This window comes from Lentzea sp. NPDC051213, from assembly GCF_044455585.1.
Lineage (GTDB): Bacteria > Actinomycetota > Actinomycetes > Mycobacteriales > Pseudonocardiaceae > Lentzea.
The window spans coordinates 509,871-536,782 of the sequence record NZ_JBITEX010000006.1; the positions used below are offsets into that span (position 1 = coordinate 509,871).

A 26,912-nucleotide genomic window follows, 5' to 3' on the forward strand; every position below is an offset into this window, starting at 1 on the left:
CGCCCGGACGCGAGGATTCCTGACAGGTCGCGTCTCGAGATGGGTTGAGGGATGGACAACGAACAGAAGCTCCGGGACTATCTCCGCCGGGCCAGCACGGACCTTCAGCGCACCAAACGGCGCCTGCAGGACCTCGAGGCGGCTGCGGCGGAACCGATCGCCGTGGTCGGCATCGGCTGTCGCTTCCCAGGCGGGGTGCGCAGTCCCGAAGATCTGTGGCAGATGGTCGTGAACGGGCAGCACGGCATCCGCGCCTTCCCCGACGACCGCGGCTGGGACCCGGAGATGCTCGCCCTGTCGTCGAGCGACCAGGGCGGTTTCCTCGAGGGCGCGGGCGATTTCGACGCGGACTTCTTCGGCATCTCGCCACGCGAGGCGCTGGGCATGAACCCCCAGCAGCGCGTGCTGCTGGAGGTGACGTGGGAGGCCCTGGAACGCGCGGGCATCGACCCGCACCTGCTCAAGGGCAGCCAGACCGCCGTCTTCGCGGGCGCGATGAACCAGGACTACCAGCTCGGCCCCGGCGAGGGCGGCGAGGGCATGATCATGCTCGGCTCGTCGAACTCGGTGATCTCCGGCCGCATCTCGTACACCCTCGGCTTCGTCGGCCCCTCGGTCACTCTCGACACGGCCTGCTCTTCTTCTTTGGTGGCAATGCATCTCGCGATGCAGTCACTGCGCGCCGGCGAGTCGTCCCTGGCTCTGGCCGGTGGCGTCACGGTCATGGCGAACCCCGCGACCTTCGTCGAGTTCTCCCGCCAGGGCGGCCTGTCCTCCGACGGCCGCTGCCGCTCGTTCGCCGACTCCGCCGACGGCACCGGCTGGTCCGAAGGCGTCGGCATGCTCGTGCTGGAGCGCCTGTCCGACGCGCGCCGCAACGGCCACTCCGTACTGGCCGTGCTGCGCGGGTCCGCGGTCAACCAGGACGGCGCCTCCAACGGCCTGACGGCACCCAACGGCCCGTCGCAGCAACGCGTCATCCAGGCCGCCCTCGTGAACGCCCGCCTGACCAGCGACCAGATCGACGTCGTCGAGGCCCACGGCACCGGCACCGTCCTGGGCGACCCCGTCGAGGCCCAGGCCCTGCTCGCCACCTACGGCCGCAGCCGCTCCGCCGAGCAGCCCCTGCTGCTGGGCTCGGTCAAGTCCAACCTCAGCCACACCCAGGCCGCCGCAGGTGTGGCCGGCGTGATCAAGATGATCATGGCGATCCGCGCCGGAGTCGTCCCGCAGACCCTGCTCGCCGACACCCCCTCCAGCCACGTGGACTGGGAGGCCGGCGCCGTCCGGCTGGTCACCTCGAACACGCCGTGGCCCGCGACCGGTCAGCCCCGCCGCGCCGCCGTTTCGTCCTTCGGCCTCTCCGGCACCAACGCGCACACGATCATCGAGGAAGCGCCCGCACCAGAACTGTCAGACCCCTCTGAGACGATTGGAGTGGGGGGCGAATCCCCCCAGGGGGCCCGCGAATCCGTATCGATTCCGAGCGCGCCGACGGTCGAGGCAGGCCCCGTGCCGTTCCTCGTGTCCGGCCGCTCCAGGGAAGCGTTGCGCGCGCAGGCCGAGCGTCTGCTGACCACGGACGCACCCGCGCTCGACCTCGCCTACTCTCTCGCGACCACCCGCGCGTCGTTCGACCACCGCGCCGCCATCGTCGGCGACCTGCGCACCGGCCTCGAAGCCCTGATCAACGGCACTCCCGCGCCCGGCCTCGTCCAGGGCACCGCCGCGCGCGCCAAGCAGGCGTTCCTGTTCACCGGCCAGGGCGCCCAGCGCTCCGGCATGGGCAAAGACCTCTACGAGCGCTTCCCGGTGTTCGCCGAGGCGTTCGACGCGGTCCTGCAGCACCTCGACCCAGCGCTGAAAGACATCATCTGGACCGGCGCGGACCAGCTCGACCAGACCAAGCACACCCAGCCCGCGCTGTTCGCGATCGAAGTCGCGCTGTATCGCCTGACCGAGTCGTGGGGCCTCAAACCCGACTTCGTGGCGGGCCACTCCATCGGCGAGATCGCCGCCGCCCACATCGCGGGCGTGTTCAGCCTGGAGGACGCGGCCAAGCTCGTCACCGCCCGCGCGAACCTGATGCAGGCGCTGCCGCAGGGCGGCGTGATGATCGCGCTGCAGGCCACCGAGGACGAGGTCACCCCGCACCTGACCGCCGGCGTCTCCATCGCCGCGATCAACGGCCCGAACAGCATCGTCATCGCGGGTGTGGACGACGAAGCCCGCGCCGTCGCCGCACACTTCGAAGACCGCAAGACCAAGCACCTCACGGTGAGCCACGCCTTCCACTCGCCGCTCATGGAGCCGATGCTCGAGGAGTTCCGCGCCACCGTCGCCGGACTCACCCTGACCGCCCCGATCATCCCGCTGGTCTCGAACCTGACCGGCGAGCAGGCCCGCGTCGAGCAGATCACCTCACCCGACTACTGGGTGAGCCACGTCCGCGAGGCCGTCCGGTTCGCCGACGGCATCACCTGGCTGGTCCAGCACGGCGTCACGCAGTTCGTGGAGATCGGACCGGACGGCATCCTGTCCGCGATGGCACAGGAAACCGCCGACGTCACCGCGATCCCGTTGCTGCGCAAGAACCGCGACGAACTAGAGACGATCACCACCGCGCTCGCGAGCCTGCACGTCCGCGGCACCAAGGTCGACTGGTCCACCTACTTCGCCGGTACCGGCGCCGGCGCGATCGACCTGCCCACGTATGCGTTCCAGGCCAAGCGATACTGGCCCAAGGGCGGCGGCGGTTTCCACGACCCGCGCGCCGCCGGCCTCGGTGCGGCACACCACCCGCTGCTCACCGCGACCGTCTCGTTCGCCGACCAGGACGGCGCGCTGCTGACCGGCCGCCTCACCCGCCAGACCCACCCGTGGCTGGTCGATCACGCCGTGCGCGGCGCGGTTCTGCTGCCCGGCACGGCCTATCTGGAGCTCGCGATCCGCGCCGGCGATGAGGTCGGCTGCGACCGCGTCGAGGAACTGACGCTGACGGCACCGCTGATCGTGCCGGAACGCGGCGGCGTGCAGGTGCAGCTGTGGATCGGCAACGCCGACGCGAACGGCCGCCGCACCGTCAAGATCTACTCGCGCGCCGACGGCGCCGACGACGAACCGTGGACGCAGCACGCGATCGGTGTGCTGGGCGCACCCGCGCGTGAGGAAGCGTTCGACACGTCGGTGTGGCCACCCGCCGGAGTCACCGCCCTCGACGTCGAAGGCTGCTACGAGAACTTCGCCGCGATGGGCTTCGAGTACGGGCCCGTGTTCCAGGGTCTGAAAGCCGCCTGGCGTGGTGACGACGGCGTCGTCTACGCCGAGGTCGCGCTGCCCGACGGCGTCGACCCGGCCGGATTCGGCCTGCACCCGGCACTTCTCGACTCGGCGCTGCACGCGGCCCTCATCTCGGGCGAGGGCGAGGCCGGGCTGCCGTTCTCGTGGGAAGGCGTGTCGCTGCACGCGACCGGCGCCTCCTCACTGCGGGTCCGCCTGACCCGCTCCGGCGACAACGCCTACGCGATCGCCGCGGTCGACGGTGCGGGCGTGCCTGTCGCCACGGTCGACTCGCTGGTGGTGCGCGCCGTCGCGGCCGAGTCCTCTGTGGACCGTGACACGCTGTTCCAGGTCGACTGGGTGCCGGTGACGGTCCCCGCCGCCGACATCGCGTTCACCGTGCTGGGTGAAGACGTCTTCGGACTCGGCGGAACTGACGGCTCAGACGTCGTTGTCGTGCCAGTCCTGGGATCCGAGGACGTCGTCGCGTCGGTGCACGAGCTGACCGAACGGGTTCTTGGGCTGCTGCAGGAGGAACGCGACGAACGGGTCGTGTTCGTGACGAGCAGCGCCGACCTCGCCTCCGCCGCGGTGTGGGGCATGGTGCGTTCGGCACAGTCCGAGTCGCCCGGCCGGTTCTCGCTGATCGAGCTGGACGGCACCGAGGCGTCGCTGGCCGCGTTCGCCGCCGCCGCCGGTTCCGAGGAACCGCAGCTGGCGGTGCGCGACGGTGAGATCTACGCGCCACGACTGGCCCGCGCCGAGGTCGAGGAGACCCCGGTCGAGTGGGGTTCGAAGGTCCTGATCACCGGCGGTACCGGCGGTCTGGGCAAGATCTTCGCCCGGCACCTGGTCGCCGAGCACGGTGTTCGCGAGCTGGTGCTGGTCAGCCGGCGCGGCACGGGTGACGTGTCGGAGCTGGAAGACCTCGGCGCCACCGTTTCCGTGGTCGCGTGCGATGTCGCGGACGCTCAGGCACTGGCTGCTTTGGTCGCTGAGCACGAGATCTCGGCCGTCGTGCACAGCGCCGGCGTGCTGGACGACGGTGTGATCACGTCGCTGACACCGGAACGACTGCACTCGGTGCTGCGGCCCAAGGTCGACGCCGCCTGGAACCTGGCCACCGCACTGCCTTCCGTGCCGCTGGTGCTGTTCTCGTCGCTGGCCGGCACCTGGGGCACGGCCGGTCAGGCGAACTACGCGGCGGGCAACCACTTCCTGGACGCGCTGGCGGAGTACCGGCGTTCGCAGGGCGCGCACACGGTCTCGCTGGCGTGGGGCGCGTGGGCTGTCGAAGGCATGCTGACTGACGCGGACGCCGAACGCATGACGCGCACCGGCATGCCTCCGCTGACCGTCGACCAGGGCCTCGGACTGTTCGACCGCGGTGTCGCATCTTCTGCTCCTGTCCTGGTCCCGGCGCGCCTCGACCTGGCCACGCTGCGGCAACGCGGCGAGGTGCCGCCGTTGCTGCGCGGCCTGATCCGGGTGCGGACGCGGCGCGCGGCCTCCGGTTCGGAGACCGCGGACACGCTCATCCGCCGGCTGTCGGGTCTGGGTGCGGAAGAGCGCATGGACGCGGTGCTGGACCTGGTCCGCGGCCAGGTCGCGGCCGTCCTCGGGCACGCGTCCGGCGATGAGATCGAGCCGTCCCGCCAGTTCCAGGACCTGGGCTTCGACTCGCTGACCGCCGTGGAGCTGCGCAACCAGCTGACCGCGGTGACCGGACTGCGCCTGCCCGCGACGATGGTGTTCGACTACCCGACGCCCGACGTGCTGGCCGCGCACCTGCTGGACGAGCTGTTCGACGGCGAGGCGGATGTCGTTGTGCCGGTGGCGGTTCAGGCCGCCGCGTCCGACGACCCGATCGTGATCGTCGGCATGGGCTGCCGCTACCCGGACGGCATCGGTTCCGCGGACGACCTGTGGCGCCTGGTGTCCGAGGGCGGCGACGCGGTCTCCGGCCTGCCGTCGAACCGCGGCTGGGACCTCGAGAACCTCTACCACCCCGACCCCGACCACCCCGGTACGACCTACTCGCGGTCGGGCGGCTTCCTGCACGACGCGGGCGAGTTCGACGCCGGGTTCTTCGGCATGTCTCCCCGTGAAGCTCTCGGGACGGACTCGCAGCAGCGCATCCTGCTGGAGGTCGTGTGGGAGGCGATCGAGCACGCGGGCATCGACCCGGTCTCGTTGCGCGGCACGCAGACCGGCGTGTTCGCGGGCGTCATGTACAACGACTACGGCGCCCGCCTCGCCGGCGGTGACTTCGAGGGCTTCCAGGGCTCCGGCACCTCACCGTCCATTGTGTCCGGTCGCGTTTCCTACACCCTGGGACTGGAAGGTCCCGCGGTCACGGTGGACACCGCGTGTTCTTCGTCTTTGGTGGCAATGCACTGGGCGATGCAGGCGCTGCGTGCGGGGGAGTGCTCGCTCGCGCTGGCCGGCGGCGTGACGGTCATGTCGACGCCGACCGCGCTGGTCGAGTTCTCCCGGCAGCGCGGCCTGTCCCCGGACGGCCGCTGCAAGGCGTTCTCCGACTCGGCCGACGGCGTCGGCTGGTCCGAAGGCGCCGGTGTGGTGGTGCTGGAGCGCATGTCTGACGCCGTGCGCAACGGACACCCCGTGCTGGCGGTGATCCGCGGCTCCGCGGTGAACCAGGACGGCGCGTCGAACGGCCTGATGGCACCGAACGGCCCGGCCCAGCAACGCGTGATCCGCGCTGCCCTGGCGAACGCCGGCCTGGTGTCGTCCGATGTGGACGTTGTCGAGGCCCACGGCACCGGCACGACACTGGGCGACCCGATCGAGGCGCAGGCCCTGCTCGCGACCTACGGGCAGAACCGCACGGAACCGCTGCTGCTCGGCTCGGTCAAGTCGAACATGGGCCACACGCAGGCCGCCGCCGGTGTGGCGGGCGTGATCAAGATGGTGCAGGCGATGCGGCACGGTGTGCTGCCGGAGACCCTGCACGTCACCACTGCTTCCTCGCACGTCGACTGGTCCGAGGGCGCCGTCGAGCTGCTGACCTCCTCGCGCGAGTGGCCTTCCGCGGAACGTCCCCGTCGTGCCGGCGTCTCGTCGTTCGGCATCTCGGGCACCAACGCGCACGTCATCATCGAGCAGCCACCTGTTGTCGAGGTTCCGTCTTCCGCGCCTTCTGACGCCGTCGTGCCGGTCGTGCTGTCCGGCCGCACCCGTCGTGCGGTGCGGGGTCAGGCGGCGCGGCTGCGTTCGTTCGTCGAGTCTTCCGGCGTTTCGGTGCGCGACCTGGCTTTCTCGCTGGCGACGACGCGCTCGGCGTTCGAGCAGCGGGCCGCGGTGGTCGCCGCCGACCGGGAGTCGTTGCTGCGGGCGCTGGGAGCGCTGGCGACGGAGAACTCCGACGCCGCCGTGGTCGAGGGCGAGGTCGCGTCGGGCAAGGTGGCGTTCCTGTTCTCCGGTCAGGGTTCTCAGCGGCTCGGTATGGGGCGTGAGCTCTACGAGCGCTACCCGGTGTTCGCCGCCGCGCTGGACGAGGTGCTGGACCTGCTGCCGGTCCGCGACGTCATGTGGGGTTCCTCCGAGGAGGAGCTGCAGCAGACCGGCAACGCGCAGCTGGCCCTGTTCGCCTTCGAGGTCGCGCTGTTCCGCCTGGTGCGTTCGTGGGGCGTGAAGGTCAACGGCGTGATCGGCCACTCGATCGGCGAGATCGCCGCCGCGCACGTCGCCGGTGTGTTCTCACTCGACGACGCCTGCACCTTGGTGTCCGCCCGCGCCCGCCTCATGCAGGCGCTGCCGACCGGCGGCGCGATGGTCGCCGTCCAGGCCACCGAGGACGAGATCACCCCGCACCTCACGCCCGGCGTCTCGATCGCCGCGATCAACGGCCCGTCGTCGGTGACCGTGGCCGGTGTTGAACAAGAGGTTCGTAGGATCGTTGAACAATTCAACGATCGCAAGACCAAGCAGCTCTCGGTCTCGCACGCCTTCCACTCACCGCTGATGGAGCCGATGCTCGACGAGTTCCGCGCCGTCGTCGAGGGCCTTTCGTTCAACAATCCCACGATCCCCTTGTTCACTGGTGGGATCGTTCAACAATCCTCCAATGGAATCGTTGAACAATCCAACGAAGGAATCGTTGAACAACCCGAGTACTGGGTTCGGCACGTCCGGGAGGCGGTCCGCTTCCACGACGCCGTCGAAGCGGCCCGTGCCGCCGGCGTGACGACGTTCGTGGAGATCGGGCCGGAGGGCGCGCTGTCGGCGTTGGTCGACGGCGCGATTCCGGTGCTGCGCAAGGACCGTCCGGAAGAGGCCGCGGTCGCGCTGGCGCTGGGGCGCCTGTTCGCGTCCGGCGTGTCCGTGGACTGGAAGACCTACTACGGGCCGGCTCAGCGCGTGACGCTGCCGACCTACGCGTTCCAGCACGAGTACTACTGGCCGCTGGGAACCGCCGCTCCGGTGATCGCGGACGCGGATCCGGCCGACGCCAAGCTGTGGGCGGCCATCGAACGTGGCGACGCCCGCGAACTCGCCGCACTGCTGCGGCTGGGGGAGGAGCAGCGTTCGTCGCTGGACTCGCTGATCCCGGCACTGTCGTCGTGGCGGGCCGGCAACCAGGAGAAGTCACTGCTCGACTCGTGGCGGTACCGGGTGCTGTGGGCACCGGTCCGCATCACGGGCACACCGGTCCTGTCCGGCCACATCGCGGTGCTGACGACGCCGGCGGTGGACGCGGAGCCTTACCGCGCGGTGCTGGCGGCATACGGCGCCGAGGTCACCGTCGTGACGTCCGTGGCCGACGTGCCCGAGTGCGACCTAGTGGTGTCCCTGGTGGCTCTCGACGAGTCGCCCTCCGCGGTGCTGACCACCGGCCTGGAGCAGTCGATCCTGCTGGTCAAGTCGGTCGACGTGCCGATCTGGGCGGTCACGTCCGGCGCGGTCGCGGCGGAGACCTCCGACTCGGTGCGGTCCGCCGCGCAGGCCGCGGTGTGGGGCTTCGGCCGTGCCGCCGCGCTGGAGTACCCGCAGCGCTGGGCCGGTCTGATCGACGTGCCCGAGGTGCTCGACGAGAACGCCTTGCGCCGCTTCGTTTCCTGCGTCGCCGGGCTGGAGGGTGAGGACCAGCTGGCCGTCCGGTCGTCCGGCGTCATGGGCCGCAGGCTCGCGCACCGGCCGGTCGATGCCCTGCCGTCCGACTACACCGCCCACGGCACCGTGCTGATCACCGGCGGTACCGGCGGTCTCGGCGCCACGACGGCGCAGTGGCTGGCCGAGCGCGGTGTTTCCGGTCTGGTGCTGACCTCCCGCCGCGGCATGGACGCGCCGGGCGCCGCCGAACTGAAGGCCTCCCTGGAGGAACTCGGCCCGCGCGTGTCGATCGTCGCCTGCGACGTCGCCGACCGCGACGCACTGGCCGCGGTCATCTCGGAGATCACCGACCTGTCCGGTGTCGTGCACACCGCCGGAGCCGCACAACACGCCCCGCTCGAACTGACCGAACTCACGGACTTCGCGGATGTGCTGTCCGCCAAGGTGATCGGCGCGCGGAACCTCGACGAACTGGTCGGCGAGGTCGACCTCTTCGTGCTGTTCGGCTCGATCGCGGGTGTGTGGGGCAGCGGCGGCCAGGCGGCCTACGGTGCCGCGAACGCCTACTGCGACGCGCTCGCCGAGGCCCGCCGCGCCCGTGGCCTGCGGGCGACGTCGATCGCGTGGGGCCCGTGGGCCGAGGTCGGCATGGCCACGCACGAAGCCATGTCCGAGAACCTGGCGCGCCGCGGCCTGACGTTCCTGCAGCCCGGGCAGGCCGTCGCCGAACTGAACCGGGCCGTGATGCACGACGACACCTGCGTCACCGTCGTCGACATCAACTGGGACACCTACTTCCCGCTCTTCACGTCGGTCCGCCCATCGCCGCTGCTGTCCGACCTGCCCGAGGTCCGCGCGCTCACCGTCGTCGAGGAGGTCCGCCGCGACGACTCCGAGTTCGCACGCAAGATCCGTTCACTGTCCGAAGAGGACCAGAAGCGCAAGCTGATCGAACTGGTCCGCGCCGAGGCCGCCGCGACCCTGGGCCACAGCTCGGTCGAGGAGGTGGGGGAGAACCGCGCGTTCCGCGACATCGGCTTCGACTCGCTGACCGCCGTCGAGCTGCGCAAGAAGCTGTCCGACGCCACCGGTCTGCCATTGCCCGCGACCCTGGTCTTCGACTACCCGACCCCGCTCGTTCTCGCCGACCACCTGCTGGCCGAACTGCTCGGCTCAGCCGAAGAAGCCCTGACCTACACGGCGAACGTCGACTCGGACGAGCCGATCGCGATCGTCGGCATGAGCTGCCGCTTCCCGGGCGACGCGAACACCCCCGAGGCGTTCTGGGAGATGGTGCTCGCCGGCACGGACGCGATCACGGAGTTCCCCGGCGACCGCGGCTTCGACATGGCGCAGCTCTACGACCCGGACCCCGATCGTCCCGGCACCACCTACACCACGGCCGGCGGCTACCTGCCGGACGCGGGCGACTTCGACCCGTCGTTCTTCGGCATCTCGCCGCGCGAGGCCACCGGCATGGACCCGCAGCAGCGGCTCCTGCTGGAAACGACCTGGGAGGCCGTCGAACGCGCTGGCATCGACCCGGCCGCGTTGCGCGGCAAGAAGGTCGGCGCGTTCATCGGCTCCTCGTACATCGAGTACGGCGGCGGTGACGGCGGTTCCGAGGGCTACCAGGTGACCGGCACGTCGCCGTCGGTGCTGTCCGGCCGCGTCGCCTACGTGTTCGGCTTCGAAGGCCCGGCCGTCACGGTCGACACCGCCTGCTCTTCCTCTTTGGTGGCAATGCATCTGGCGTGCCAGTCGCTGCGCACGGGCGAGTCCGCGTTCGCGGTCGCCGGCGGCGCGACGATCATGCCGAACCCGAAGCCGCTGATCGCCTTCTCCCGCCAGCGCGCGCTGGCTCGCGACGGCCGCTGCAAGTCGTTCTCCGACACCGCCGACGGCATGATCCTCTCCGAGGGCATCGGCATGCTCCTGCTGATGCGCCAGTCGGACGCTCTGGCCGCCGGACACCCGATTCTGGCTGTCATCCGCGGCTCGGCGGTCAACCAGGACGGCGCCTCGAACGGCCTGTCCGCCCCGAACGGCCCGTCGCAGCAGCGCGTCATCATGCAGGCCCTCGCGAACTCCGGCGTGACCCCCGGCGACATCGACGCCTTGGACGCGCACGGCACCGGCACCTCGCTGGGCGACCCCATCGAGGCCCAGGCCCTGTTCAACACCTACGGCCGCGACCGCGACGCCGACCGCCCGCTGCTGCTCGGCTCGGTGAAGTCGAACATCGGCCACACCCAGTCCGCGGCAGGCGTCGCCTCCGTCATCAAGATGGTGATGGCGCTGCGGCACGGCGTCCTGCCCCGCACCCTGCACGCCGGTGAGCCCTCCACGCACGTCGACTGGAGCCCCAGCACCATCTCGCTGCTGCAGGACACGACCGAATGGCCCGACACGGGCCGTGCACGCCGTTGCGCCGTCTCATCGTTCGGCATCTCCGGCACCAACGCCCACGTGATCTTGGAGCAGGCCGCGGGGATCCCCCCGATTTCCAGCGTATCGACCGCGCCCCTCACCGTGGCCGCCGAGCCGGAATCTGTGGACAACTCGTCGCCTGTGGACAACTCGGCAGTTGTCGATCTTCCCGACCAGGAATCGTCAGACCCCCGTGCGACGATTGGAGTGGGGACCTCGGTCTCCCCCGGAGGGGGCGAGGCGGGATCGATTCCGTGGCTCGTCTCTGCCAAGTCGGAACCGGCGTTGCGCGCCCAGATCGACGGCGTGCGCGGCCTCGACGCCGGCCCGGCCGACATCGCGTACAGCCTCGGCCTGCGGCCGGACTTCGACCACCGCGCGGTCCTCATCGACGGCGTGGAGGTCGCGCGCGGCGTCGCTGACCTGGAGCGCAAGGTCACGTTCATCTTCCCCGGCCAAGGCTCGCAGTGGGTCGGCATGGGCGCGCAACTCCTCGACGAGTCGCCGGTGTTCGCCGCCCGCATGGCCGAATGCGCCGCCGCCCTGAGGCCCCACACCGACTGGAACCTCCTCGAGGTCATCCGCGGCGCGGGCAGCCTCGACCGCGTCGACGTCGTCCAGCCCGCGAGCTGGGCGATGATGGTGTCGCTCGCCGAGGTCTGGAAGGACCACGGCGTCACCCCCGACGCCGTCATCGGCCACTCCCAGGGCGAGATCGCCGCGGCGGCCGTCAGCGGCGCGCTCAGCCTCGAGGACGCCGCCAAGGTCGTCGCCCTGCGCAGCCAGGCCATCGGCCGGGTCATGTCGGGCCGCGGCAGCATCGTGTCCATCGGGCTCTCCGCGCCAGAAGTCCAGCCACATCTCGAAGAATGGGGCGACCGCCTCAGCCTCGCCGCCACGAACGGCCCCCGCAGCGTCGCGGTCTCCGGCGATCTCGAGGCGCTGGACGCGTTCTGCGGCAAGCTCGTCGAGCAGGGCGTCCGGGTCCGCCGCATCGAGGTCGACTACGCCTCGCACTCGGCCCAGGTCGAGGACCTCCGCGACGACATCCTGAATGACCTCGCCGGCGTCACCCCGCTCACCCCGCACACGCCGTTCCTCTCCACGGTCACCGGCGAGTGGAACGACGCCACCACCAACGCCGAGTACTGGTTCACGAACCTCCGCCAGACCGTCCACCTGAACGAAGCCGTCGAACAGCTCATCGGCAGCGGGCACCAGGTGTTCGTCGAGGTCAGCTCGCACCCGGTGCTCACGCCGGGCGTGCAGGACGCGCTCGAAGGCAAGCGCGGCGTCGTCACCGGCACGCTGCGCCGCGACCTCGGCGGCCTGCACCGCGTCCTGACCAGCCTCGCCGAGGTCTGGGTCCGCGGCCTCCCGGTCAAGTGGCACCTCGAGGGCACCCGCGTCGATCTGCCCACCTACCCGTTCCAGCACGAGCGCTTCTGGATCGGCCCGCCGCAGCACCCCGTCGGCGCGCCAGAGGCAGACCCGGCGGACGCCGCGTTCTGGCAGGCCGTCGAGCAGTCCGACCTCGCCACGCTCACCCAGAGCCTGCACCTCGACGAGGCGACGCTCGCCGCCGTCCTGCCCGCGCTCACGACCTGGCGGCAGTCCAGCCGTGATCAGTCCACAACGGACTCCTGGCGCTACCGCACGACGTGGAAGCCGTTGCGCGGCCTGGACCAGGGCAGGCTCACCGGCACCTGGCTCGTCGTCACCACGGACGGCATCGACGACACCGACGTCCTCGACGCCCTCACCGGTGTGGACGTCCAGCGCATCGTGCTCGACCCGGCCGACGACCGCGACACCATCGCGTCGAAACTCACCGACGCGACCGGCATCATCTCGTTGCTGCCCACCGACGAACGCCCCGCGGCCCTCGGTCTGCCCACCGGCCTGCTGCTGACCGTCAACCTGATCAACGCCGGCCACCCCGCCCCGATCTGGAACATCTCCCGCAACGCCCTCTCGACGGGCCGCGCCGACACCGTGGACCACCCGGCACAGGTGCAGGCGGTCGGTATCGGCTGGACCGCCGCGCTGGAACACCCGCAGCGTTGGGGCGGCTCTATCGACCTGCCGGAAGAGCTCGATCAGCGTGCCGCGCAACGGTTCGTCTCGGCACTCGTCAACGCGGGCGAGGAAGACCAGCTCGCGATCCGCGCGTCGGGCACGCTGGCCCGCCGCGTCGTCCGCGCACCGTCGCGTCCGACGCCCGCGGAGTTCACCCCGCGCGGCACCACGATCATCACCGGCGGCACCGGCACGCTCGGCCCGCACGTCGCACGCTTCTTCGCCCACAAGGGCGCCGAGCACCTGGTGCTCACCAGCCGCCGCGGCCTCGACGCACCCGGCGCCCGTGAACTCGTGGCAGAGCTGGAAGAACTCGGCACTCCCACGACGGTCGTCGCGTGTGACATCGCCCAGCGCGACGACGTCGAACGCATGCTCAACGACCTGCGTGCGGAAGGCCGCGAGATCCGTTCGGTCGTCCACACCGCCGCGGTGATCGGACTGCACTCGATCGACGGGTCCACTGTGGAGGGTCTGAGCGAGATCCTCGCCGCGAAGGTCGACGGCGCCGCCCACCTGGACGAGCTGCTGACCGAGGACCTCGACGCGTTCGTGCTGTTCTCGTCGATCTCCGGCATGTGGGGCTCCGGCAACCACGCCTCCTACGTCGCCGGCAACGCCTACCTGAGTTCCCTGGCCGCCCAGCGTCGTGCGCGCGGCCTGCGGTGCACCTCGATCTCGTGGGGCATCTGGTCCGACGACATCGGCCTCGGCCGCATCGACACCGACCAGATCCGCCGCAGCGGCCTGGAGTTCATGAAGGCTCGGCTGGCACTGGCCGGTCTGCAGCGCGCGATCGAGGACGACGACACCGAGATCGCCATCGCGAACATCGCCTGGGACCGCTACTACCCGGTCTTCACGGCGATGCGCCCGACCACGCTCTTCGAGGAACTGCCCGAGGTCCGCGCACTCACGGTCGCCGCGGAGCAGACCACGTCGGCGGCCGACGGTGACTTCGCGGCCCGCCTGCGCGCACTGCCGCCGGCCGAACGCGAGCAGCAGCTCCTCGACCTCGTGCGCGCCGAAGCCGCTTCGGTGCTGGGCATGTCGTCGACCGACGCGCTGACCGAGCACCGGGCGTTCCGCGAGGTCGGCTTCGACTCGATCACCGCGGTCGACCTGCGCAACAAGCTCGCCGCCGCAACGGGTCTCAGCCTGCCCACGACGATGGTGTTCGACCACCCGAGCCCGCTGGCGCTCACCGAGTTCCTGCTCGGCGAACTGCTGGGCGCCGACGTCGCGTCCAGCGCTCCGGTCATCGCCTCGGTGGCGTCCGACGAACCGATCGCGATCATCGGCATGGCCTGCCGCTACCCGGGCGGTGTCACGACTCCGGACGACCTCTGGAACGTCGTGATGAACGGCGTCGACGCGATCTCCGGCTTCCCCGCCGACCGCGGCTGGGACGGCGACTCCCTCTACAACCCCGACCCGGACGCCCCCGGCGGCGCCTACTCGGTGCAGGGCGGCTTCCTGCACGACGTCGCGAACTTCGACCCCGGCTTCTTCGGCATCAGCCCGCGCGAGGCCCTGTCGATGGACCCGCAGCAGCGCCTGCTGCTCGAAACCGCCTGGGAGTCCATCGAACGCGCAGGCATCGACCCCCACGCGCTGAAGGGAACCCTGACCGGCGCGTTCATCGGAGCGTCCTATCAGGACTACTCGGCGGGCGGCTCCGACCAGCCGGGCGACGAGGGCCACATGATCACCGGCACGCTCTCCAGCGTGCTGTCCGGCCGCGTGTCGTACCTGTTCGGCCTCGAAGGCCCCGCGGTCACCCTCGACACCGCCTGCTCTTCTTCCTTGGTGGCACTGCACCTGGCCTGCCAGTCGTTGCGTGACGGCGAAAGCTCACTGGCCCTGGCCGGTGGCGTCTCGGTCATGGCGACGCCCGGCGCGTTCGTCGGCTTCAGCCGCCAGCGCGCTCTGGCTCGCGACGGCCGCTGCAAGGCTTATTCCGACGCCGCCGACGGCATGACCCTCGCCGAAGGTGTCGGCCTGGTCCTGCTGGAGCGAGTGTCCGACGCGGTCCGCAACGGCCACCGGATTCTCGCCGTCGTGCGGGGCTCCGCGGTCAACCAGGACGGCGCCTCCAACGGCCTCACCGCCCCGAACGGCCCCTCGCAGCAACGCGTCATCCGCCAGGCCCTCGCCAACGCCCGCCTCGAACCGTCCGAAGTGGACGCCATCGACGGCCACGGCACCGGCACGGCCCTGGGCGACCCGATCGAGGCCCAGGCGCTGCTCGCCACCTACGGCCAGAACCGCGAACGCCCGCTGCTGCTCGGCTCCATGAAGTCGAACATCGGCCACACCCAGATGGCCTCCGGTGTCGCCTCCATCATCAAGATGGTGCTGGCGCTGCGGCACGGCGTCCTGCCCAGGACCCTGCACGTCGACCAGCCCTCGACCAAGGTCGACTGGTCCTCCGGCGCAATCAAGCTGCTCGCCGCCGAGGAAGCCTGGCCGGAAACCGGCCACCCGCGCCGCGCCGGCGTCTCGTCGTTCGGTCTCTCCGGCACGAACGCCCATGTGGTGCTGGAGGCGGCCCCCACGCAGGACGTCGCCGAGGAAACGGCGGCTGACACCAGCGTTCCGATGCCCGTTCTCGTGTCAGCGCGAGCCGACGAGGCGTTGAAGCAGGTCGCCGGTCAACTCCTCGACGTCGACGCGGACCTGGTCAGCCTGGCCGCCTCGCTCGCCACCACGCGGTCCACGTTCGAACGGCGCGCGGTCGTCGTCGCGAGCAACCACGACGAGCTGGTGCGCGGCCTGACGGCGTTGCGCGACGACCAGCCGGACGCCTCGGTCACGCGGGGTCAGACTTCGCGCGGCCGCACGGCGTTCCTGTTCACCGGTCAGGGTTCGCAGCGCCTCGGCATGGGCCGTGAGCTCTACGCGAGCTACCCGGTGTTCGCCGACGCCCTCGACGCGGTCTGCGCCTACCTCGACGCGGACCTCGAACGGCCGTTGCGCGACGTCATGTGGGGCGACGACGCTGCCCTGCTCAACCAGACCGGCTACGCGCAGCCCGCGATCTTCGCGGTCGAGGTGGCGCTGTTCCGGCTGGTCGAGTCGTGGGGTGTCACGCCGGACTACCTGGCGGGCCACTCCATCGGTGAGATCGCCGCCGCGCACGTCGCCGGGGTGCTCAGCCTCGACGACGCGTGCACGTTGATCTCCGCCCGCGCCCGCCTCATGCAGGCGTTGCCGACGGGCGGGGCGATGGTCGCGATCCAGGCGACCGAGGACGAGATCACCCCGCACCTCACCGCCGGTGTCTCGATCGCCGCCGTCAACGGGCCGCGCTCGATCGTCATCGCCGGTGTTGAACAAGAGGTTTGTGGGATCGTTGAACGATTCAACGATCGCAAGTCCAAGCCGCTCACGGTGAGCCACGCGTTCCACTCGCCGCTGATGGAGCCGATGCTGGACGACTTCCGCGCCGTGGTCGCCGGACTTTCGTTCAACAATCCCACGATCCCCTTGTTGACTGGTGGGATTGTTGAACAATCCGAGTACTGGGTGCGGCACGTCCGCGACGCCGTCCGGTTCGCCGACGTCGTCACGCAGCTGGAAAGCCGCGGCGTGCGGGCGTTCCTGGAGCTCGGCCCGGACGGCGTGCTCACCGGCATGGCCCAGGAGTCGCTCACCGAGGAAGCGACGCTGGTGCCCGCGCTGCGCCGCGACCGCGACGAGGCCGTGACGCTGCTGACCGCGCTGGCGGGCCTGCACGTCCGCGGCACGACCGTCGACTGGGCAAAGTACTTCGCCGGCGTCAACGCGACGGTCGAGCTGCCCACCTATCCGTTCCAGCACCAGCGCTTCTGGCCGGAGCCCGTCACCGCGACCGGCACGAACGACGGCGACTTCGTCGACGACGAGTTCTGGGCCGCCGTCGAGCGCGAGGACTTCTCCGCACTGGCGCAGTGGCGCACCCGCAAGCAGCAGTCCACAGTGGACTCCTGGCGATACGCCGTCACCTGGAAGCCGATCACGGTGTCCGCCACCCTGACCGGTCCGTGGCTCGTACTCACGAACCACGACGCGTCCGAACTGATCGAAGCACTCGGCGTCGAGACCGTGGTCGTCGACGCCGCCGCGACCAGGGCCGAACTGGCCGAGCAGGTCCGCGGCGAGTACGCGGGCGTGCTGTCGCTGCTCGCGATCGGCGCCGGCGAGGAAGCCGCGCTGGTGCGCACTTCCGTTGTGGTGCAGGCACTCGGCGACGCCGGTGTCGACGCCCCGCTGTGGGTGGCGACGCAGGGCGCGGTGTCGGCCGGCGGCGGCGAGCAGATCGCCGACCCCGGCAGCGCCGCGGTCTGGGGCCTCGGCCGCGTGATCGCGCTGGAACACCCGCAGCGCTGGGGCGGCCTGATCGACCTGCCGTCCGAGCTCGACTGGAACACCGCGCGCCGCATCCCCGGCGTGCTGGCCGGCACGGGCGAGGACCAGGTCGCGGTGCGCCCGTCCGGCGTCTACGGCCGCCGCCTCATCCACAGCACCCCGAGCGCGCTGCACCGTGACTACCGGCCGGGCCGCGTGCTCGTCACCGGCGGCACGGGCGCGATCGGCACGCAGGTCGCGCGCTGGCTGCTCGACAACGACGCCGAGCAGGTCGTCCTCGTGAGCCGGACCGGCACCGCGGACTTCGACGACCCGCGGGTGATCGTCAAGGCCTGCGACGTCGCCGACCGGGACGCGCTGGCCAACCTCCTGGCCGAGTACCCGGTGACATCGGTGTTCCACGCGGCAGGCGTCGTCGAGGACGGCCTCGTCGAGTCGATGGACGCCACGTCGTTCACGAACCTGTTGCGCGCCAAGGTGCACGCGACCCGCAACCTCCATGAGCTCACCGCCGATCTCGACGCGTTCGTGCTGTTCGCGTCGACCGCCGGTGTCATCGGCGGCGCGGGCCAGGGCAACTACGCCGCCGCCAACGCGTTCCTGGACGCGTTCGCCGAACACCGCCGCCTGCAAGGTCTTCCGGCCACGTCGGTGGCGTGGGGACCGTGGGCCGCGGCGGGCATGGCCGTCGCGGGCGGCGTCGCGGAACGGTTGAAGCGCGGCGGTTTCACGCCGATGGAGCCACCGCTCGCCTTGCAGGCGCTCAAGCAGGCGATCGAGCACGGCGACGCGGCCGTCATGATCGCGGAGATCGACTGGGAACGGTTCCTGCCCGCGCTCGCCGGTCTGCGCCCGGCGCCGCTGGTCGGCGACCTGCCCGAGGTCAAGCGCTTCCACACCACCGAGCAGATCGCTGAGACCGAGCAGCCGCAGTTCCGCAAGGCGCTCGCGGGCCTGTCGAAGGCCGAGCGCAACCGCGCCGTGCTGGACCTGGTGCGCGGCCAGATCGCCGCCGTCCTCGGTCACGGGGCCGCGACCGACGTCGAACCGGACCGCGCGTTCCTCGACCTCGGCTTCGACTCGCTGACGACCCTGGAACTGCGCAACCGCCTGCAGGCCGCGACCGAGCTGACGCTGCCCGCCTCGCTCCTCTACGACTACCCGACGCCCTACGACCTGGCGGACTTCCTGCTGGGCGAGGTCGGTGACGTGCCGGCCGAGGTGGTCGTGGCACGCGCAGACGACGACCCGATCGCGATCGTCGGCATCGGCTGCCGCTTCCCTGGCGGCGTGACGTCACCGGAAGGCTTCTGGGACCTCGTTTCGAGCGGCGGCGACGGCATCAGCTCGTTCCCGGCGGACCGCGGCTGGGACCTGGCCGCGCTCGGCGCCGGTGCCTCGGCGTCGCTGGAAGCCGGTTTCCTCAACGGTGTCGCGGACTTCGACGCGCACTTCTTCGGTATCTCACCGCGGGAAGCGCTCGCGATGGATCCGCAGCAGCGCCTGATCCTCGAAACGGCCTGGGAGGCGCTGGAACGCACCGGCATCGACCCGCAGTCGTTGAAGGGCAGCCCGACCGGCGTGTTCGTCGGCACGAACGGCCAGGACTACGAGAACGTCCTGCGCCGCTCGCTCGACCCCGACATCCAGGGCTACCTGGCCACCGGCAACACCGCGTCGGTGATGTCCGGCCGCCTCTCCTACGTCCTCGGACTGGAAGGACCCGCGGTCACCATCGACACGGCGTGCTCGTCGTCGTTGGTCGCCATGCACTGGGCGATGCGCGCGCTGCGCTCCGGTGAGTGCACTTTGGCGTTGGCGGGCGGTGTCTCGGTCATGTCGAGCCCCGACTCGTTCGTCGAGTTCACCACCCAGGGCGGCCTCGCGCCGGACGGCCGCTGCAAGGCGTTCGCAGACGGCGCCGACGGCACGGCGTGGTCTGAGGGCGCCGGCATCCTTGTCCTGGAACGGCTTTCGGATGCTCTCAAGAACGGCCACGAGGTCCTCGCACTGGTGCGTGGCTCGGCGGTCAACTCCGACGGCGCCTCCAACGGCCTCACCGCCCCGAACGGCCCCTCGCAGCAGCGCGTCATCCGCCGCGCTCTCGCGGACGCCGGTCTCACCGTCGGCGATGTCGACGCGATCGAGGCACACGGCACCGGCACGACGTTGGGCGACCCGATCGAGGCCCAGGCCCTGCTCGCCACCTTCGCCGACCGCACCGCACCGCTCTACCTGGGTTCGGTGAAGTCGAACATCGGCCACTCCCAGGCGGCGGCGGGTGTCGCCGGCGTCATCAAGATGGTCGAGGCGATGCGCCACGGCGTGCTGCCCCGCACCCTCCACGTCGACGCCCCGACCTCGCACGTCGACTGGACCTCGGGTCCCGTCTCGCTGCTCACCGAGAACACCGACTGGCCTTCGGACGGCAGGCCGCGCCGCGCGGGCATCTCCGCGTTCGGCCTCTCCGGCACGAACGCGCACGTGATCCTCGAATCGGCCCCCGCAGGTGAACGGTCCACTCACAACCCGACCGCACCAGAACTGTCAGACCCCAGTGAGATGATTGGAGTGGGGACCTCGCGTCCCCCCAAGGGGGCCCCCGTCGTCGTTTCGGCGAAGTCCTCCGATGCGCTGCGCGCTCAGATCGAGCAGCTCCGCGCAGTCGAGGCGGACCAGCTCGACCTGGCGTTCTCGGCAGCCACGACGCGCGCGCAGTTCGCGCACCGCGCGTTGCTGATCGACGGCGCCGAAATCATCAGCGGTGTGGCGCGCAAGGCGGGCACGACGGCGTTCCTGTTCACCGGCCAGGGCTCGCAGCGCCTCGGCATGGGCCGCGAGCTCTCCGAGCGGTTCCCGGTGTTCAAGGCCGCCCTCGACGAGGTGCTCGGCCACCTCGACCCGGAACTCCGCACCATCATCTGGGGCGAGGACGAGGAACGGCTCAACCAGACCGGCAACACCCAGCCCGCGCTCTTCGCGATCGAGGTCGCACTGGCGAAACTGGTCCAGAGCCTCGGCGTCCTGCCCGACCACGTCGCCGGCCACTCCATCGGTGAGATCGCCGCGGCCCACATCGCGGGCGTGCTCAGCCTCGAAGATGCGGCCAGGCTCGTCACCGCCCGCGCGAACCTCATGCAGGCCCTCCCGGCCGGCGGCGCGATGGTGTCCATCCTCGCCACCGAGGACGAGGTCAAAAAGCAGCTCGGCAGGTCGAAGAAGGTCTCGATCGCCGCGGTCAACGGACCCACGTCCGTCGTGATCGCCGGCGACAAGACCCAGGTGGCCAAGATCGCCAAGAAGTTCGAGAAGACCAAGCAGCTCACCGTCAGCCACGCGTTCCACTCGCCGCTGATGGACCCGATGCTCGACGACTTCCGCGCCGCGATCGCCACGATCACGTTCAACCAGCCGCGGATCCCGTTCGCCACCAACGGCGACGTCACGACCATCGACTACTGGGTGAACCACGTCCGCGACACGGTCAGGTTCCACGACAACGTGCAGAGCCTCAGCGGCGTCGACACGTTCGTCGAGATCGGCCCGGACGGTGTGCTCGCCGCGATGGTCGACGGAGCCGTTGCGACGCAACGCAAGGACCGCGACGAGGTCAGCGCTTTCGCCCTCGCGCTCGGCACCCTGCACGTCAAGGGCGCGGACGTCGACTGGACGGAGTACTACCGGGGCACCGGTGCGAGGAAGATCGCGCTGCCCACGTACGCGTTCCAGCGAGAGCGCTACTGGCCGACGACCACGCCGAAGTCTGTCACCGACGACTGGCTGTACGAGGTCGTGTGGGAGCGGCAGCCGGTCAGCACCACGACCGAAGGCACCTGGCTCACGATCGGAAACGCGGCAGGCTTCGCGGGGGCGACGACGACCGAGCTCGTGCCCGGTGACTACGCCGGTGTGATCTCGGCGGGCGACACCAGCCCGTTCGAGGTCCTGGACATCCTGGAACAGCACGGCATCACCGCCCCGCTGTGGTGCGTCTCGGCCAGCCCTGCAGTCTGGGGCGAAGGCCGCGTCGCCGCGCTGGAGCAGCCGGAACGCTGGGGTGGCCTCATCCGCGTCGACACCGACACCTGGGAGATCCCCCAAGGCGAGCAGGAAGTCGTCTTCCACGACGAGGGCACGTCGGTCCCGCGCCTGCGCCGCATCGAGAACACCACCCCGTGGACGCCGAGCGGCCAGATCCTGCTCTCCGGCGCGGAAGGGCCGATGGGCGACCAGATCCGGGAACTGCTGAACACCACCGACACCCTCACCGACGACGTCACCGCGGTGATCCACCTCGGCGATCTCGACTCCCTGCACCAACTCGACGAGCAGCTCGGTGATCGTGAGCTGGAGGCGTTCGTCGTCTTCGGCTCGGTCGCCGGCACGTGGGGCTTCCGCGGCCAGGCCCAGCAGGCCGCCCACAGCGCGATCGTCGAGGAGTTCGCGCGACAGCGAAAGGCACGCGGCCTCAAGGCGACCTCCATCGCGTACTCGCCGTGGGAGGGCACGACCGACCAGAGCATGACCGCGCATCTGCGGATGAGCGGCATCCCGGTCCTCGACGCGACGAACGCCGTCGCCGCCCTACACAGTGCTGTCGCGAGTGGACGGACGAACGTCGTCGTCGCGGACGTCAAATGGGACACGTTCCAGCAGCAGAACAAGCTGTTCACCAACTTCGAACAGCAGAAGCCGGTGACGGAACCGGCTTTGAAGCAGACGCTGCTGAAGCTGCCCGAGTACGAACGGCACGGCACGCTGCTCACCCTCGTTCGCGAGAAGGCGGCCCTCGTCCTGGGCCACAGCGGAACGCAGGCGATCGAACCGGACGTGCCGTTCCGCGACCTCGGCTTCGACTCGCTCACCGCGGTCGACCTGCGCAACCAGATCCAGACCGAGTCCGGCCTGCAGTTGAGCGCGACGCTGGTGTTCGACTACCCGACGCCGGACGAGCTCGCCGAGCACCTGCTCACCGAACTCCTCGGCGGCGCGGACGACGTCCAGTTCATCGCGAGGACGACCACCGACGAGCCGATCGCGATCGTCGGCATGGCCTGCCGCTACCCCGGTGGCGTCCGGTCGCCGGAAGACCTGTGGAAGCTGCTGCTCGACGGCGTCGACGCGATCGGGGAGTTCCCCGCCGACCGCGGCTGGGACCTCGCCACCCTCTACAGTGGACAGAGCGTCACCCGCAACGGCGGCTTCCTCTACGACGTGCCGAACTTCGACCCGGACTTCTTCTCGATCTCGCCGCGCGAAGCGATGGTCATGGACCCGCAGCAGCGCATCGTGCTCGAGACGGCGTGGGAGGCACTGGAACGCGCGGGTGTCGACCCGGCCACGATCCGCGGCTCGGTGACCGGCGTGTTCGTCGGTGGCGGCAGCGGCGAGTACCGGCCGTCTCCGGAGGAGACCGGCCTGGAGTGGCAGACCGCGCAGTCCGCGTCGCTGCTGTCCGGCCGCCTCGCCTACACGTTCGGCCTGCAGGGCCCGACAGTCTCGGTCGACACGGCGTGTTCGTCGTCGCTGGTCTCGCTGCATCTCGCGGCCCAGGCGCTGCGCACGGGTGAGTGCGAGATGGCGCTCGCCGGCGGTGTGTGCGTGATGTCGACGCCGGTCGGGTTCATCGAGTTCAGCGCTCAGGGCGCGCTCTCGGAGGACGGCCGCTGCAAGGCGTTCTCCGACAGCGCCGACGGCACGGGCTGGGCAGAGGGCGTCGGCATGCTGGTGCTCGAACGGCTTTCCGACGCTCAGCGCAACGGCCACGAGGTCCTCGCGGTCGTGCGCGGCTCGGCGATCAACTCCGACGGCGCGTCCAACGGTCTCACCGCCCCGTCCGGACCGGCCCAGCAGCGGGTCATCCGGCAGGCGCTGGCATCGTCCGGCCTGCGTCCGTCCGAAGTGGACGCCGTGGAGGCGCACGGCACGGGCACCAAGCTCGGCGACCCGATCGAGGCGCAGGCCCTGCTCGCCACCTACGGGCAGGACCGCGCGGAACCGCTGCTCCTCGGTGCGGTCAAGTCGAACATCGGCCACACGCAGGCCGCGTCCGGTGTCGCGGGCGTGATCAAGATGGTGATGGCGATGCGGGCGGGCGAGTTGCCGCAGACCCTGCACGCGTCGTCGCCGTCCTCGCACGTCGACTGGAGCAGCGGCGCCGTGCGCCTGCTGCAGGAGCGCACGCCGTGGCCTTCGGCCGACCGGCCGCGCCGCTCCGCCGTCTCGTCGTTCGGCGCCAGCGGCACCAACGCGCACGTGATCTTGGAAGGGGTGCCGGGGATCCCCCCGATTTCCAGCGTACCTGCTGAAATCGCTGGTCAAGGGGCCGCGGAGAAATCTGTGGATAACCCCGGTGTGCTGCCGGTACTGGTGTCCGGCCGCACCCCGGCCGCCCTGCGCGACCAGGCCGCGCGCCTGCTCGACGTGCACGCCGACCTCGCCGACATCGCCCGGGCCGCGGCCACGACGCGGGCCTCGTTCGACCAGCGCGCGGTCGTCCTGGCGAGCAGCCGCGACGAGCTCACCGACGCACTGGCGGCGATCGCGTCCGACGTGCGCAACCCGCTCGTGGTCCGCGACGAGGTGGCACGCTCCGGCAAGCTCGCTTTCCTGTTCGCCGGCCAGGGTTCGCAACGCATCGGCATGGGCCGCGACCTGCACGCCCGGTTCCCGGAGTTCAGGGCGGCGTTCGAGGAGGTCCTCGGCCACCTCGACGCCGGGCTCGCCGACGTCATCTGGGGCGACGACCAGGAGAGGCTGAACCTCACCGGCACCACGCAGCCCGCGCTGTTCGCCGTCGAGGTGGCCCTCTACCGGCTCGTCGAGTCGTGGGGCCTCAAGCCGGACTTCCTGGCAGGCCACTCCATCGGTGAGATCGCCGCGGCCCACGTCGCCGGAGTGCTCAGCCTGCCCGACGCCGCGAAGCTCGTGACCGTGCGGTCGGCGCTGATGCAGGCGCTGCCCGAGGGCGGCGCGATGGTCGCGGTGCAGGCCAGCGAGGACGTCGTGCTGCCGCACCTCACCGACGGCGTGACGATCGCGGCGGTCAACGGCCCCGAGTCGGTCGTCATCGCCGGACCCGAACAGGCAGTCGTGGCGATCGCGGAGCGCTGGAAGTCCAAGCGCCTCCGGGTCAGCCACGCCTTCCACTCGCCCTTGATGGACCCGATGCTGGACGAGTTCCGGTCCACTGTGGAGTCGCTGACCTTCCACCAGCCGCGGATTCCGGTGGTGGCGGAAGGCGACATCACGAGCCCGGATTACTGGGTGCGGCACGTGCGGGAGGCCGTGCGGTTCGCGGACAACGTCCGCACGCTCACCGAGCGCGGCGTGACAACGTTCGTCGAGCTCGGCCCGGACGCGACCCTGTCCGGACTGGTCGAGGGCGGCATTCCGGTGCTGCGCAAGGACCGCGACGAGGAGCAGTCGATCGTCTCGGCGCTCGCCCGCCTGCACACCCGCGGGGTGAAGGTCGACTGGGCCGGGTTCTTCGGCCCCGGTCGTAAGATCACGCTGCCGACCTACGCGTTCCAGCACCAGCGGTTCTGGCCGTCGACGATGATCGGCTCGGCGAGGCCCGTGCCGGCCTCGCCGGGCAGCGACGACGCGGCGTTCTGGGCGGCGGTCGAAGGCGAGGACTTCGGATCGCTGCAGGACGTGCTCAGCGTCGACACCGGCGCGCTGTCGCAGGTGCTGCCGGCGTTGCTGGACTGGCGCAAGCAGCGCACCGACCTCGCACTGGTCGACAGCTGGCGGCACCGGATCACCTGGAAGCCCCTGGACGCCACCAGGTCCGGCGAACTGACCGGCACGTGGCTCGCCGTCACCGTCGACGACGACTGGAGCGACGCGGTCATCGAGGCGCTCGGCGTGAGCGTGGTCCGGATCAACGTCGCCGCACCTGATCGTGAGGCGATCGCTGACGAACTGAAGTCGCTGGGCACGTCGTTCGCCGGCGTGTTGTCCCTGCTCGGCCGTGCCGAGGAGGCTTCCGGCAGTGCCCCGCGAGGTGTGCTGCTGAACGCCGCGCTGATCCAGGCGCTCGGCGACGCGGGCATCAACGCACCGCTGTGGTGCGTGACCCGCGACGGCGTGGCGGTCAACGGCACGGCGTTCGAAGACCTGACGCAGGCAGCGATCCACGGCCTCGGCCGGGTCGTGACGCTGGAGCACCCGGAACGCTGGGGTGGCCTGATCGACCTGCCGTCCGTGATCGACGACAGGGTGGCCAACGGGCTCACGTCCGTCCTTTCCGGACTCGATGGCGAGGACCAGGTCGCCGCGCGGGCCAGCGGACTGTTCGGCCGGCGGCTCGTCGCCGCGCCGGCACCCGTTCCGGCGCAGGACTGGCAGCCGCGCGGCACGGTCCTGATCACCGGCGGTACCGGTGCGCTGGGCGGTCACGTCGCCCGCATGCTGGCCCGGGAGGGTGCCGAGCACCTGGTGCTGGTGAGCCGCAGCGGCATGAAGGCCGAGGGCGCTGACGAGTTGCGGGCCGAGCTGGTCGGCCTGGGCGTCGACGTCACGATCGCCGCGTGCGACGTGGCGGACCGCAAGTCGTTGCAGGCCTTGCTCTCCGCGATCCCCGCGCCGTTGACCGGTGTCGTGCACACCGCCGGCATCATCGACGACGGCGTGCTGGACAAGATGACGCCGGAACGGTTCGAGGCGGTGTTCCACAGCAAGGTCACCTCGGCGTTGTTGCTGGACGAGCTGACTTCCGACCTGGACGCGTTCGTGCTGTTCTCCTCCGCGTCGTCCTCGGTCGGCAGCCCCGGCCAGGCGAACTACGCGGCGGCGAACGCGATGCTCGACGCGCTGGCGGACCGGCGTCGTGCGGCCGGCCTGGCGGCGGCGTCGATCGCGTGGGGTGCCTGGGGTGGCGGCGGCATGGCCGACACCGAGGACGCCCTGGCCAACGCCAAACGTGCCGGCATCGCTTCGATGGACCCGGTTCTGGCGTGCGTCGCGCTGCGTCAGCTGGTCGGCGAAGGCCTCGCGACCGCGGTGGTCGCGGCCGTGGACAAGGGCCGGTTCTCCGGCGGGTTCCGCCCGAACCCGTTGCTGCGCGAACTGGCCGCGGACGCACCTGCCGAGGCCCCGGTCGACGAGGGGGCGTTCCGGCAGAAGCTGCTGGCGCTGCCCGCGGCGAGGCGGCTCGACGAGGTGCTGGAGCTGGTGCGGACGCGGGCGGCCGAGGTGCTCGGACAGGCCGACGTCGACGCGGTGCGCCCAGACCGGCCTTTCCGCGACCTCGGGTTCGACTCTCTAGCGGTGGTGGAGTTGCGCAACCAGCTCAACGCCGCCACGGGCCTCGCACTCGCATCAACCCTCGTGTACGACCACCCGTCACCTGAAGAGCTCGCGTCGCACGTGCTGACCGAGCTGATTCCGGACAGTTCGGGCGGAGACTCGGAGGAGACGGAGATCCGCGACCTGCTGGCGCGCGTACCGCTCGCCCAGCTGCGGGAGATCGGCGTGCTGGAACCGTTGCTGCAGCTCATGGGCAAGGGAACCGCCGACGATCAGGCGGAGGGCGGCATCGACGAAATGAGCGTCGACGACCTCATCCAGGCGGCGCTCGACGGTCAAACCGACTAAGAGGGTGCTCTGCGGCCGGCTGCCCTCACGAGGGTGGCCGGCCGTTCGCATGTGCAGGTTTTCTGAGGAAATCGCTACCGCTTGTGCTGCTGGAATTACCG

General features: G+C 70.6%; 1 protein-coding gene. It reads left to right on the forward strand.

All coding sequences use genetic code 11. The features are described 5' to 3' along the window. Positions 1-51 precede the first annotated feature (51 nt). Complete coding sequence (locus tag ACIA8G_RS28180) at positions 52-26,811, forward strand: type I polyketide synthase (protein WP_396421683.1); 26,760 nt, start codon at positions 52-54, stop codon at positions 26,809-26,811. The last annotated feature ends 101 nt before the right edge of the window (positions 26,812-26,912 follow it).